Genomic DNA, 13,412 nt, shown 5'->3' on the forward strand with positions numbered 1-13,412 from the left:
GCGAATGGCCCGAGCGGGAAATCGACCGCAGTGCCCGGGAATGGGGCCTCGCGCGGGGGCCGGTCCGGGGCCTCCGCCCGGGGGAGCGCAGCCCGGTCCGGCGCGCGCCGGTGGCTCACGCCGTGGCGCGCGTCCCCCGAAGTGGTGAGTTGAGACCTCTTCGAGACATCGCACATTCGGCAGGCTGCCACCCGCCAGCACCTGAAGCACGCATGCATGGGCACCCAACTCCCTTGTATTCAAAGGAGTCTGATAGACAGTGACCTTGCAGAAACGTGCCTGTCAACGTGCGCAAATGCGACCGGACCGACCACCCCTCGGAGCCCTACTATCGGCTCGCCATGACAGCAGCAGGGAAGCACCAGGTGAGCCGGACGGAGACACCCCGGCGCAGCGGCCGGCCGGGACGGGCGGGGATCCGTGATGTGGCCGCCGCGGCCGGAGTCTCGATCACGACGGTCTCCGACGCGCTCAACGGCAAGGGCAGGCTCCCGGACGCCACCCGCCGCCATGTCCGCGAGGTCGCCGAGCGCCTGGGCTACCGCCCGTCCGCCGCGGCCCGAACCCTCCGTACGGGCAAGTCGGGGCTGATCGGCCTGACCGTGACCACGTACGGGAATGAACCTTTCACCTTCACCGAATTCGCGTACTTCGCGGAGATGGCGAGAGCCGCGACCTCCGCGGCGCTCGCCCGCGGCTACGCCCTCGTCATCCTTCCCGCCACCTCCCGGCACGACGTCTGGTCGAACGTCGCGCTCGACGGGACCGTCGTCATCGACCCCTCCGACCAGGACCCGGTCGTCACCGAACTCGTCCGCCAGGGCCTGCCGGTCGTCTCGGACGGCCGCCCGGCCGGGACGCTCCCCGTCACCGCCTGGGTCGACAACGACCACCGGGCCGCGGTACTCGACCTCCTCGACCATCTCGCCGCCGCCGGAGCCCGCCGTATCGGCCTGCTGACCGGCAACACCACCGACACGTACACCCGGCTGTCCACCACCGCCTACCTCCACTGGTGCGAGCGGGTCGGCCAGGATCCCGTCTACGAGTCCTACCCGGCCCACGACCCCTGCGCGGGGGCGGTCGCCGCCGACCGGCTGCTCGCCCGCCCGGACCGCCCCGACGCGGTCTACGGGCTCTTCGACCCCAACGGCACCGACCTCCTCGCGGCGGCCCGCCGCTACGGACTGCGGGTCCCCGAGGACCTGCTGCTGGTCTGCTGCAGCGAGTCCACCGTGTACGCGGCCACCGAGCCGCCCATCACGACGCTCTCGCTGAAGCCGCGCCACATCGGCACGGCCGTCGTCCAGCTCCTCATCGACGCCATCGAAGGGGTCGAGCACGACGGGCCGGTGGAGCAGGTCATACCGACGGAGCTCATCGTCCGGACCTCCTCGCAACGCCGTCCACCACGCACCACGGTCAGCGCGCCGCGCTCCCCCAGCGGGGATTGATCGGCTCTTTTCGGACCAATCGGCCGGTGAACCGTGCGTGCGCCCGGATTCACCACCCCTGGTGCGTCACACAGATCGATCCGCATTCCTATGATGGGCGCACGACACCGCGGACCACCTCTACCAGGCAGGGCCCGTCAGGTGTACGGCGGCGCGACGGTGGTGGAGGGGTCGATGACTCAGGGGGCCGGTCAGGAACCCGTGGTTCGGACGGCGACGTTGCGTGACTTCCGGGTTCCGCCGTATGCGCAGACACCCGTGCCACCACAGGCACAGGTGACACCTCCTTCCCCGGTGCCGCCCCGTGCGCCGGACCCGAACCCGTCGGCACCGGGCGCTCCCGTAGCTCCTGCCGGTTCCGTGCCGCCGGCGCCCGGTGTCTCCGTACCGCCGCGGGCTCCCGCGCCGCCCCGGCCGCCGCATCCCGGCAACGCCGTCGTGGGCGACGAGCAGCCGGAAGGCTACACACCGACCGAGCGGGACCTCCCGGTCATCCGGCGCGGCGACACGGTCCAGGTGCAGACCGTCGTCGAGCCGGCCGCCGTGCCCGAGGACGGTCCCGGCCCGCTCTTCGTCGTCGGCGACGTCCACGGCTATCTGGACGAACTGCTGGCCGCCCTGGGCGAGCAGGGCCTCATCGACGCCGACGGAAACTGGGCCGCTGGCAACGCCCGGCTGTGGTTCCTCGGCGACTTCACCGACCGCGGTCCGGACGGCATCGGGGTCATCGACCTCGTCATGCGGCTCTCCGCCGAGGCGGCGGCGGCCGGCGGCTACTGCAAGGCCCTGATGGGCAACCACGAGCTGCTGCTGCTCGGCGCCAAGCGGTTCGCCGACACCCCCGTCAACTCCGGGGCCGGCACCGCCACCTTCCAGGCCGCCTGGCTGCTCAACGGCGGCCAGAAGACCGATATGGAGCGCCTCCAGGACGTCCACCTCCAGTGGATGTCCCGGCTCGACGCGGTCGTCGAGGAGGACGGGCATCTGCTGATGCACTCCGACACGACGGCCTACCTCGACTACGGATCCACCATCGAGGACGTCAACGACACGATCACGGCCATTCTCACGCGTAACGACGCGGACGAGTGCTGGGACCTCTTCCGCAAGCTGACCAAGCGGTTCGCCTTCCGGGACGAGGGTGGCGCCGACGCGGTGCGCGAGCTGATGGCGACGTACGGCGGACAGCGCATCGTCCATGGTCACAGCCCTATTCCGTATCTCCTGGGCGAGGTCGGCACGGAGGACGGCGAGGACGCATCGGGCCCCGTGATCAACGGCCCGCACGTGTACGCGGACGGCCTCGCCATCGCCATGGACGGCGGAGTGACCATGGCCGGAAAGCTGCTGGTGGTTCAACTCCCCCTGCATGCCTGACCGTCGACGGGGAAGGCGCTTCAGGTTCCGCCTGCGCCGACCTCGCCGATCACCGGACCCGTCACCGGGCCCAATTCTGGAAACACACTGTCACCCCGTGCCGTGAGCGCTCTACCATCGGCGTATCAGTGGCAGGCTCTCCTCCGTTTCCGCCCGATCGCCCGGTCCACGCGGGCAGCCGGGCACCGACGGAGCATCGGGGGATGCAGATGACAAGCGCTCCGCACCTGCTGGCCGAGGACGGACCCGAGTACGAGCGGATCCTGGGCGACGCACTGCGCCACGCTCATGAACGCCCGGACCTGGAGGGCGTCGGTGACCGGCTCAACACCGAACAACTGCGCACCATGGCGCTCAGCGCCACGGCGCTGATCACCGCGGCCGCGGCCACCGAGTACGAGCACTACGTCGAGGCCCGGGACGAACTGCGCCGGGCGGCGAACGCCGAAGCGGCCGACGGGATCCCGGCCGTGGACGGGCCGCAGAGCACGGCGGCCGGAGCGGGGGCCGGCATAGGCGCGGTCGTCACGGTCCTGACCCCGCTGCTGGCCGGTACCGCGGCCGTCATCTTCCTGCTCGTCGGCTATCTGCTGAAGGCGGTCAGCCCCTCGGTGGCCTTCGGCGACTCGATGGTCGCCGCCGGGTGGTTCTTCGCGGCGGTCGCCGCCGCCGCGATCCTGGTCGCGGCCGTCGGACTGCTCGTCACCGCGCTCCGCAACAGCACGACGTCCCTGGCCGCCGAGGACGAGGAACAGGAGCTCCCGGAGGAGGTCGCACGCGCCCGGGAGGCCTGGCGCCACGCCCTGCTGGAGCGCGGCATCCTCCCGTTCCTCCGCGACGCCCTGGCCGACCCCACCGCGGGACCCGCCGCACGGACCCCGCACCGTTCGCCCAACCGCATCCCGAAGGTGGGCTACAGCAGGCCGGACTTCTCGGGCCCGGACGACGGACCGGGGGCCGGCCCCCGGCCGACCTTCACCAGCCCCGATTTCACCAGCCCGGACTTCGGCGGCCCCGAACACCGCCCGGACTGACGGGCGGTGGCCCGGACCGCCTTCCGCCTACGGTTCGGCTCCGGCTCCGCTTGCGCACCCTCCTCCGAGGTCCGGCTGCGCTTCCGGCTCCGGACGCACCGCGGGCCGGGGCGACAAGTGCCGCGCCCGGCCCGGGGAGACGCTCCGGACGGACCGGAGCGGTGGATCAGATGGCCTGCGGAGCCAGCTTCGGGTTGACGCCGTACTGGTTCGTCTCCGGCTTGCCCTCCGAGGCGAGGAAGACGAGCAGGACGATGCCGCCGACCAGCGGGACGAACGCGATGAAGAACCACCAGCCCGAGCGGCCGGTGTCGTGCAGCCGGCGCACCAGGACCGCCAGCGACGGGACGATGACCGCGACGATGTAGATGAAGTACGGGATCTGCGTGTCTATCGCGGTGCCGATGACCGACAGAACGACACCGATGATGAAGTTGAAGAGCACGAACATCCAGTACTCCTTGCGGCGCGCGCGTCCGCTGAAGCCTGCGTAGTTCTTGAGTACGTCCAGGTACCAGTTCACTGTGTTTCCCTCCCCGGGCCCCCGTTCCGAGGGCGCACCAATTTCAGCCAAGCAAGCCGGAAAGTAAGCCACGGATAAGGAAAGGGTCAAGCGCACGTGAGCCGACGGTCAAACGTACATCCAGCTGCCACACGACTGTGTCCATACTGTCGCTTAACAAGGCGGCTAATCATGCCAAACAGCAGCGAACCAGCTTTAGTTACTCTTAAGGTGCGGAACGGGCGGAGGCGGCCCCGCAAAGGCGGACCCGACGGCGGTGGGCCCGGCGTACCGGACTCGGCCGCCGGGCCCACCTGATCTGCCAGGGTGCGGGATCAGGTCAGTCGGCGATGGGCAGGTAGACCCGGTTGCCCGCGGCCGCGAACTCCTTCGACTTCTCGGCCATGCCCTGCTCGATCTCCTCCTGCGAACCGCCGTGCTGACGCCGGATGTCCTGGGAGATCTTCATCGAGCAGAACTTCGGCCCGCACATCGAGCAGAAGTGCGCCGTCTTCGCGGGCTCGGCGGGGAGCGTCTCGTCGTGGAACTCCCGTGCCGTGTCGGGGTCGAGAGCCAGGTTGAACTGGTCCTCCCACCGGAACTCGAACCGCGCGTCGGACAGCGCGTCGTCCCACTCCTGCGCGCCCGGGTGCCCCTTGGCGAGGTCGGCCGCATGGGCGGCGATCTTGTAGGTGATCACGCCGGTCTTCACGTCGTCCCGGTTGGGCAGCCCCAGGTGCTCCTTGGGCGTGACGTAGCAGAGCATCGCCGTGCCCCACCAGGCGATCATCGCGGCGCCGATGCCCGAGGTGATGTGGTCGTACGCCGGGGCGACGTCCGTGGTCAGCGGGCCGAGCGTGTAGAACGGCGCCTCCTCGCAGATCTCCTGCTGGAGGTCGATGTTCTCCTTGATCTTGTGCATCGGAACATGCCCGGGACCCTCGATCATGGTCTGGACACCGAACCGCTTGGCGATCGTGTTCAGCTCGCCGAGCGTGCGCAGCTCCGCGAACTGCGCCTCGTCGTTGGCGTCCGCGATCGACCCGGGACGCAGTCCGTCACCCAGCGAGTAGGTGACGTCGTACGTCGCGAGGATCTCGCAGAGCTCCTCGAAGTGCTCGTAGAGGAAGGACTCCTTGTGGTGCGCCAGACACCAGGCCGCCATGATCGATCCGCCGCGCGAGACGATGCCGGTCTTGCGACGGGCCGTCAGCGGGACGTACGGCAGGCGCACGCCGGCGTGCACCGTCATGTAGTCCACGCCCTGCTCGGCCTGCTCGATGACGGTGTCCTTGTAGATCTCCCAGGTCAGCTCCTCGGCCCGGCCGTCGACCTTCTCCAGGGCCTGGTAGAGCGGGACGGTGCCGATCGGCACGGGGGAGTTGCGCAGCACCCATTCCCGGGTGGTGTGGATGTTGCGGCCGGTGGACAGGTCCATGACCGTGTCGGCGCCCCACTTCGTCGCCCAGGTCATCTTGTCCACCTCCTCCTCGATGGAGGAGGTGACGGCCGAGTTGCCGATGTTGGCGTTGACCTTCACCAGGAACCGCTTGCCGATGATCATCGGCTCGATCTCGGGGTGGTTGACGTTGGCCGGCAGTACGGCACGGCCCGCCGCGATCTCCTCACGGACGACCTCGGCCTCGACGTTCTCCCGGATCGCCACGTACTCCATCTCCGGGGTGATCTCCCCCCGGCGGGCGTACGCGAGCTGGGTGACGGGACGTCCGTCGCGGCTGCGGCGCGGCTGGCGCGGCCGGCCGGGGAACACCGCGTCGAGGTTGCGCAGTCCGCCGCGCGGCGAGGTGTGCTTGAGCCCGTCGTCCTCGGGGCGGGCCGGCCGGCCCGCGTACTCCGCGGTGTCACCGCGGGCGATGATCCAGTTCTCCCGCAGGGGCGCGAGGCCGCGGCGGACATCGGTGTCGATGCCGGGATCGGTGTACGGCCCCGACGTGTCGTACAGCGTCACGTCCTTGCCGTTGGTGAGGTGCACCTGTCGGACCGGCACCCGGAGATCCGGGCGCGAGCCCTGGACGTACCCCTTGTGCCAGCCGATGGACTTCTCTGCCTCGTCGCCCTGGTTCTCGGCGATCTGTTTCGAGGCAGGCGTGCGTGCGTCCGATGTGGTCATGAGACCTACTCCCTACGCCGGCATTACCCGGTAACAGGTTCGGCGGTCGGCGCAGCGTGTCCCGTACGGATGTACGGCGATCAGCGCCCTCTCAGCCCGGTGCTCCGAGCTCCCGCGTGTGCAAAGGTGCCTCCACGCTAGCGTCCTTTCCGGCGAGCTGACCAGAGGGCCCACCCGTTCTTGCGATGATCGCCCCGTGACCTCCCCCCAAAGCGACCCCGCACCCCAGCCGCCGCCCCAGGGCCACAGCCACGGCCACACCCACAGCCACGGACCCGCCGCGCCGGTCTCCCAACACCTGCGCAAGATCATCGCCGCCGTGGTGATCCCCTTCGCGACGGCGGTCGTCGTCGGCCTGATCGCGTTCTGGCCCGGCGGCGCGCCCGACCACGAGCGCACCGGTGTCGGATTCGACCGGCAGACCCAGGACGGCAAGGTCGTCCAGGTGGTCAAGGTCGACTGCGCGGACGTCAACGCCGCGCAGGTGCCCCCGACCGGTGACACGTCCACGCCCTCCGGCCGGGAGGCCGTCAACGAGCAGGAGGGGGAGTGCGCGAAGGCCACCATCGAGGTGACCAGCGGCGACGACAAGGGCCGCACGTTCGTCGAGGTGGTCCAGCCGGACGCGCCCCGACAGCTGAAGGAGGGTCAGGGCGTGGTCGTGGCGTACGCCCCCGACGCACCGCGCGACCTCCAGTACTCCGTGACCGACGTGGACCGGAAGGTCCCGATGGCGGTGCTGGCCGGGATCTTCGCGCTGGCGGTGGTCCTGGTGGGCAGGATGCGCGGGGTGATGGCGCTGGTGGCGCTGGCCGTGTCGTTCGCCGTGCTGACCCTGTTCATCCTGCCGGCGATCCTGCAGGGCTCGAACCCGCTGGTCGTAGCGGTGATCGGGGCCAGCGCGATCATGCTGGCGGCGCTCTATCTCTGCCACGGGGTGACGGCCCGTACCTCGGTCGCGGTCGTCGGCACGCTGATCTCGCTGTTGCTGATCGGGCTGCTGGGCTCCCTGTTCATCGGCTGGGCGAGCCTCAGCGGCAACACCGACGACAACACCGGCCTCATCCACGGTCTCTACCCGGACATCGATATGAGCGGTCTGCTGCTGGCCGGCGTCATCATCGGTTCGCTCGGGGTGCTCGACGATGTGACGGTCACCCAGACCTCCGCCGTCTGGGAACTGCACCAGGCGGATCCGGAGATGGGTTGGAAGGGGCTGTACCGGGCAGGTATCCGCATCGGGAGGGACCACATCGCCTCGGTGGTCAACACCCTGGTGCTGGCGTACGCGGGCGCGGCGCTGCCGCTGCTGCTGCTCTTCTCCATCGCCCAGAGCAGTGTGGGGACGGTGGCCAACAGCGAGCTGGTCGCCGAGGAGATCGTCCGCACGCTGGTCGGGTCGATCGGCCTGGTCGCCTCGGTGCCGGTGACCACGGTGCTCGCCGCGCTGGTCGTCTCCGCGGACCGCCCGGGGTCCGGCGGCGCGCAGACGGCTACGGCCGCGCCCGCGCGGAGCGGCCGGGGCCGTCGGCGCAAGAAGTCATGACGGGCCGGCGGCGCAGGACAGGATGACGGACCGTCGGCTGTACCCACCCGGTCAGCCGGCGTTCTGCTCCTCGGCGAGGATGCGGCCGAGCGCGTCCTCCAGATTCCCGTCGAAGTCACCCTGCGTGTGCTCCTGACCGAGCGGCACGAGCTTGTCCGTCCGGTCGAGGAACGCCACCAGTGGCGCCGTACCCGCCCGGAACAGCGCACGGTCCGCGCCGACCTGGAGCCGGATGTGCACATCGCCGAGGCCCTCGGGCTCGGTCGGCCCGATGTGCACATCGCCGTCGCCGCTCGGGCTGTTGAGCCCGTCCAGCAGCAGTTCGCGGCCGAACGCCCAGGTCACAGGGGCATCGCCGGGCAGGTGGAACGTCATACGGATGGCGTACGGATCGCCGACCTCGTACCGGAGCTCCACCGGAATACGGAACGAGAGCTCCTCGGAGACGAGGAAGCTCATCATGACCTCTGCTTGAACCGACTCGCGCATCGTTCAACCCCGCAGTAGATGAAACTGGCCAGGAATGATCCCCCATGGCCCTATTGACGCCATCGTGGTGCACGCGATAGCAGATCACAAGGAGTGATTTTTCAGATACTGATAGAGAACACGAACGAACGCAAGAGGCTGGCGACTTCGCCACGTAGCTGTTCGACTGCGGGCAGCAACCGATCTTCCCGCTCCAGGGGTACGGAAATGGCCATCGCCGCAATGGTGGCACCGGCCGTGACGGGAATCGCGGCGCACACGGTCCCCAGTGCGTACTCCTGGCGTTCGATGACCGGTTCACCTCGTCGGAGGGTGCGCAGCCGCTCCAGAAGTGTGGCGCGATCTCGCACTGAGTAACGGGTGAGAGGGCGCACCGGGTGCCGGTCGAGGTGGTCCTCGCGGGCCCGCTCGTCGAGCTGGGCGAGCAGACACTGGCCGATGGCGTGCGCGTGGGCGGTCTCCCGGAACGAGGCCCACTCCTCCACCGCCGGGGTGTCGGGGGCGTCCGCGACCGCGATGAGCTCGATCTCGCCGTCGCAGTAGACGGCGCAGTACACCGGGGCACCGATGGCGTCGCGCCAGTGGCCGAGGGAGTCGGCGACGGACGTGGGGCGCGGTCGGCTCCGGACGCCAGGGGCGGCGGTCAGGTTCTCGGCGGCCGCGCCGAAGAGGAAGACACCGTTCTCGCGGCGGAGATAGCCCTCGTGGGTGAGGGTCCGCAGCAGGTGGTAGGCGGTCGGCAGCGGAAGCCCCGCCTCACGTGCCAGTTGCTTGGCGGGAGCCCCGTCCCGATGGGCGCCCACAGCCTCCAGCAGTCTCAACGCCCGCTGAACCGAACCGATCAACGTCGGGACAGCGGTGCTCGATGCCGTGGTCAAAGGTCACCCCCAGGCATGGTGACGGGCCGTCGGCCCTCCCGTGGGGGCCGCCCCCACGGGCCTGCCGCGATCCTGAGGACCGGAGGGGACCGGAGATCCGGTGACCCGTGACCGGCGAGGACCGGTCCGGGCGCCGGCGATCGGAGGCCAACGACCGGACTGTCGTACCCAGGACCGATCAGGCGATCGATGTGGTGACGGAAGGTCACATTCCGGATGGCGGCAGCGATGTGCCACTGTATCGGCCGCCTGCGACAGACGGGTGGTTTCTTCCGGGACTTAGCTCTGCTGGGCTAATGCTCCCGGGACGCTGACCGCGCCACGCTCTTCGGAACCGGGCCGGCCACGCTCTTCGGAACCGGGCCGGCCACGCTCTTCGGAACCGGGCCGGCCGGGCCGGACGGAACAGGCCGGCCCCCGCGCCGGCCCGGGATCCGTGTTCTACCAGTCACCGCGCGAGGACGACGACGACATGAACTTGCGGACGACGAAGATCAGACCGCCGACCACGACGACGAAGACCAGCACCTTGAAGAGCAGGCTGATCACGAAGCCGACCACGCTGGCGATCAGACCGCCGAACACGAAGATCGCAATGACGGGCACCGCGATCCACTTCACCCACCAGGGCATTCCCGCGAATATCTCCCGCACGGCCATCGCCTCTACCTCGTCTCTGTAGTCCTTGCCTCGATGCTAAAGGCGCGAGGGCCCCCGGTGGGTGGTCGGCAGCCCTTGAAGACCCCTGATCCAGCCCCTAGGGATCCCCGAGAACGGGCCCTCCGGGGCCGACGGCCTCAGCCCTCCGCGACCTCAGCCCTCCGGCGGCGAGAAGACGACCATGACCCTCAGGTCCTCGGTGATGTGATGGAACTTGTGGGCCACCCCCGCGGGCACATAGACCACGCTCCCCCTGCCGACCTGCGTCGTCTCCATCCCCACCGTGATCGCCGCCCGCCCGCTGACGACGAAGTAGACCTCGTCCTGCTGGTGGGGCTGCTGCGGATCGAGTTCGCCCGCGTCCAGGGCGTACAGACCGACGGACATGTTGCGCTCCCGCACGAACTGCAGATAGGCGCCGTCGTTGGCGGCGCGCTCCGCCTCCAGCTCGTCCAGTCTGAATGCCTTCATGGCCCGTCCCGCCCCTTGTGCCCACGCTGTCGGCTGTATCCGTGCTGCCGGTGTCCACCACCGATCATGTCTGCCACGATCAGACACATGAAGAATTTCGTAGTCAAGACGATCGCCAACGCGGGTGCGCTGGCCGTTGCCATCTGGCTGATCGGCAACATCACGCTGGAGGGTGGCAGCACCGGCCGCAAGGTCCTCACCCTGATCCTCGTCGCGCTGATCTTCGGCCTGGTGAACTTCCTGGTGAAGCCGGTGGTCCAGCTGCTGACGTTCCCCTTGTTCATCCTGACGCTGGGGTTGATCACGCTGGTGGTCAACGCCCTGATGCTCCTGCTGACCTCCTGGCTGGCCGGCGTGTTCGACCTCAGCTTCCACGTCGAGGGGTTCTGGACGGCTGTGCTCGGCGGGCTGATCATCTCGGTCGTGTCCTGGGCGCTCAATGTCGTCCTGCCCGACGAGGACTGATACCGGTACCGGGATCTGGCGGAGGTCCGCTCCGGGGCCTCTGAGAGAGTGCGGAGCACACCGGTCCACCAGCGGATCCACCAGCCGGGGAATGCAGTGAAGGAGCAGCATGAGCACCATGGGCGACGGAACGCGCGCGGTACGCGCCGGGCTTCCTGAACCGGAGCAGTTCGAACCGACCCTGCCCGGCCCGGTCTTCGCCGCGCACTTCCATCTCTCCGGCGACCCGGTGGGCCCCTACACCTACGGCCGGGAGACCAACCCGACCTGGACCCACCTGGAGCGGGCCATCGGCGAGCTGGAGGCTCCCGATGAGGAGGTGGGCACGACGGTGTTCGCCTCGGGCATGGCGGCGATCACCGCGGTGCTGCTCTCCCAGGTCCGCTCGGGCGACGCCGTCGTCCTGCCCGACGACGGCTACCAGGCGCTGCCGCTCGTACGGGAGCAGTTGGCGGCGTACGGGGTCGAGGTCCGGACCGCGCCGACCGGCGGCGACGCCCAGCTGGCCCTGCTGACCGGCGCGAAGCTGCTGTGGATCGAGAGCCCGTCCAACCCGGGCCTGGACGTCTGCGACATCCCGCGGCTGGTGGAGGCCGCGCACGCGGCGGGCGCCCTGGTCGCCGTCGACAACACCCTGGCCACCCCGATCGGCCAGCGCCCGCTGGCGCTGGGCGCCGACTTCTCGGTCGCCAGCGACACCAAGGGCATGACCGGGCACGGCGACATCCTGCTCGGCCATGTGACCTGCCGCGACCCCCGGCTGACGGCGGACGTACGGCGCTGGCGCAAGGTCGTCGGGGCGATCCCCGGGCCGATGGAGGCCTGGCTCGCCCACCGCTCGCTGTCCACCCTCCAACTGCGCATCGACCGGCAGTGCACCACCGCACTCGCCCTCGCCGAGGCGCTGGCCAAGCGCCCGGAGGTCACCGGCCTGCGGTACCCGGGCCTGCCCACCGACCCGTCGTACGCCGTCGCCGCACGCCAGATGCGGCGCTTCGGCTCCGTGGTCTCCTTCGAGCTGACCGACCGGGAGACCGCGGAGCGCTTCCTCTCGGCGCTGCGCCTGGTCGACGACGCGACGAGCTTCGGCGGCGTCCGGTCCACCGCGGAGCGCCGGGGCCGCTGGGGCGGCGACGCCGTGGCGGAGGGCTTCATCCGCTTCTCGGTCGGCGCGGAGGACCCCGAGGACCTGCTCGCCGACGTCGAACAGGCGCTGGACACGGCGGTCCGGTAGGCCGGAGGAGTTTCAGACGGCCCTCCACGGGCCACTCTCTTGCCATGACCGAACGTCCTGTGGTCAAGCGCACCGCACGCGCCGTCCTGCTCGACGGCGACGATCTCATCCTGATCAAGCGCACGAAGCCGGGAGTCGATCCGTACTGGCTCACGCCCGGCGGCGGGGTCGAGCCGGAGGACGCCACTGTCGTCGACGCGCTGCACCGCGAGGTCGACGAGGAGCTCGGCGCCAAGATCGTCGACGTGGTCCCGTGCTTCGTCGACACCGTGGAGCACATCGCGGACGGCGGCGTGACAGGGGTGAAGGTCCAGCATTTCTTCGTCTGCCGGCTGGCGTCGATGGACGTCTCGCTGCGGCACGGACCGGAGATCGACGAGCCCACCGGGGAGTACGAGATCGTCCGGGTGCCGTTCAGCCGTGTCGGGATCGCGGCCGTGCACCTCGTACCGCTGTCGCTGCGGCACTATCTGGACGGCAACATCGAAGGCGTACGGGCGATGCACGCCCCCGACCTGGGCTGACCTCCGCCACCTCGGGCAAGCGCCCTCGTACCGGCCGGGGTGCGTACTCCCCGCCCGGTACGCGTGGATACTCCCGGCGCCGGACGACCCGGGGCGCCCGGCTCGGCATCGTGTTTCACGTGAAACCACTCAAGCGCCCCGTACGCCGAGGGGTCCTCGTCGCCCATGTCGCCGTCTCCGTCAGCTGGCTCGGTCTGACCGTGGGTCTGCTGACGCTCGGCCTCACCGCCTTCCTCACCGGGGACCCGGCCACCGCGAGTGCCGTCACCCGCGCCATGAAGGTCTTCGGTGACTGGCTGGTGGTCCCGGTGGCGCTGCTCTCCCTGGTGAGTGGCCTGGTGCTGGCGCTGGGCACGCCGTGGGGTCTGGCCCGGCACCGCTGGGTGTGGATCAAATTCTGGCTGACCCTGATCACCACCGGACTGTCGCTCTTCTCCCTGCGCCCCGGCATCGACGCGGCGGTCGCCGACGAGGTGGTCGACATCGACCTCGTGATCGCGCCGTCGGTGGCCACGGCCACCTATCTCTTCATCACCGCGATCTCGGTGCTGAAGCCCTGGGGGCTCACCCGGCGCGGCAGGCGGCTGCGGATCTCGGCCAGTTCCGCGAAATCGGTGGACGCGCCGTCTCCCCGTCAGACAGCCTGA

The 13,412-nt window shown here is 69.7% G+C and carries 14 protein-coding genes; 8 read left to right on the top strand and 6 right to left on the bottom strand.

Annotated features, from left to right (window positions below; translation table 11 throughout):
• The first annotated feature begins 341 nt into the window (after window positions 1-341).
• From AC0VY3_RS35960 to AC0VY3_RS35970, 3 genes are all read left to right on the top strand, one after another.
• Entirely contained in the window at window positions 342-1,454 is a 1,113-nt protein-coding gene (locus AC0VY3_RS35960; RefSeq protein ID WP_103508832.1) for a LacI family DNA-binding transcriptional regulator, read from the top strand.
• 174 nt (window positions 1,455-1,628) lie between these two features.
• Window positions 1,629-2,831 (top strand): metallophosphoesterase, encoded by a 1,203-nt coding sequence (locus AC0VY3_RS35965; RefSeq protein ID WP_475551599.1) that lies wholly within the window; start codon window positions 1,629-1,631, stop codon window positions 2,829-2,831.
• Window positions 2,832-3,034: 203 nt separating this feature from the next.
• On the top strand, window positions 3,035-3,865 hold the full coding sequence (locus AC0VY3_RS35970) for a hypothetical protein (protein ID WP_103508833.1): 831 nt from the start codon (window positions 3,035-3,037) through the stop codon (window positions 3,863-3,865).
• A 166-nt stretch (window positions 3,866-4,031) separates the two neighbouring features.
• Here the strand turns inward: AC0VY3_RS35970 and AC0VY3_RS35975 are convergent, their stop codons facing one another.
• Together AC0VY3_RS35975 and thiC are read right to left on the bottom strand one after the other, a co-directional pair.
• Complete coding sequence (locus AC0VY3_RS35975; protein ID WP_103508834.1) at window positions 4,032-4,388, bottom strand: DUF805 domain-containing protein; 357 nt, start codon at window positions 4,386-4,388, stop codon at window positions 4,032-4,034.
• A gap of 319 nt (window positions 4,389-4,707) precedes the next feature.
• Window positions 4,708-6,498, bottom strand: a complete 1,791-nt coding sequence (thiC, locus tag AC0VY3_RS35980) for a phosphomethylpyrimidine synthase ThiC (RefSeq protein ID WP_242743292.1) — start codon at window positions 6,496-6,498, stop codon at window positions 4,708-4,710.
• Between the two features lie 196 nt (window positions 6,499-6,694).
• Between thiC and AC0VY3_RS35985 the strand changes: the two genes are divergently transcribed.
• Complete coding sequence (locus AC0VY3_RS35985; RefSeq protein ID WP_475551600.1) at window positions 6,695-8,044, top strand: YibE/F family protein; 1,350 nt, start codon at window positions 6,695-6,697, stop codon at window positions 8,042-8,044.
• Between the two features lie 51 nt (window positions 8,045-8,095).
• On the opposite strand, the gene AC0VY3_RS35990 is transcribed toward AC0VY3_RS35985, so the two are convergent.
• The 4 genes from AC0VY3_RS35990 to AC0VY3_RS36005 all read right to left on the bottom strand — a co-directional run bounded on the left by AC0VY3_RS35990 (window position 8,096) and on the right by AC0VY3_RS36005 (window position 10,542).
• Window positions 8,096-8,533 carry an SsgA family sporulation/cell division regulator gene (locus AC0VY3_RS35990; RefSeq protein WP_030077310.1) on the bottom strand — a complete coding sequence of 146 codons (438 nt, stop codon included), beginning with the start codon at window positions 8,531-8,533 and terminating at the stop codon, window positions 8,096-8,098.
• A 101-nt stretch (window positions 8,534-8,634) separates the two neighbouring features.
• Window positions 8,635-9,411, bottom strand: a complete 777-nt coding sequence (locus AC0VY3_RS35995) for an IclR family transcriptional regulator (RefSeq protein ID WP_281727703.1) — start codon at window positions 9,409-9,411, stop codon at window positions 8,635-8,637.
• Between the two features lie 441 nt (window positions 9,412-9,852).
• Complete coding sequence (locus tag AC0VY3_RS36000; protein WP_030077306.1) at window positions 9,853-10,065, bottom strand: DUF5326 family protein; 213 nt, start codon at window positions 10,063-10,065, stop codon at window positions 9,853-9,855.
• 159 nt (window positions 10,066-10,224) lie between these two features.
• Window positions 10,225-10,542 (bottom strand): cupin domain-containing protein, encoded by a 318-nt coding sequence (locus AC0VY3_RS36005; protein WP_030077305.1) that lies wholly within the window; start codon window positions 10,540-10,542, stop codon window positions 10,225-10,227.
• A gap of 87 nt (window positions 10,543-10,629) precedes the next feature.
• Between AC0VY3_RS36005 and AC0VY3_RS36010 the strand changes: the two genes are divergently transcribed.
• From AC0VY3_RS36010 to AC0VY3_RS36025, 4 genes are all read left to right on the top strand, one after another.
• Window positions 10,630-11,007, top strand: coding sequence for a phage holin family protein (locus tag AC0VY3_RS36010; RefSeq protein ID WP_030077304.1), 378 nt, complete (start codon window positions 10,630-10,632; stop codon window positions 11,005-11,007).
• Between the two features lie 109 nt (window positions 11,008-11,116).
• Window positions 11,117-12,241, top strand: a complete 1,125-nt coding sequence (locus AC0VY3_RS36015; protein ID WP_475551601.1) for a cystathionine gamma-lyase — start codon at window positions 11,117-11,119, stop codon at window positions 12,239-12,241.
• Between the two features lie 44 nt (window positions 12,242-12,285).
• A complete protein-coding gene (locus AC0VY3_RS36020; protein ID WP_010060465.1) occupies window positions 12,286-12,765 on the top strand; it encodes an NUDIX domain-containing protein in 480 nt (159 codons plus the stop codon).
• Between the two features lie 119 nt (window positions 12,766-12,884).
• Window positions 12,885-13,412: a DUF2269 domain-containing protein gene (locus AC0VY3_RS36025; protein WP_475551602.1), complete on the top strand. Its 528-nt coding sequence runs from the start codon at window positions 12,885-12,887 to the stop codon at window positions 13,410-13,412.

The sequence above is a fragment of the Streptomyces sp. iso_384 genome (assembly GCF_056172905.1).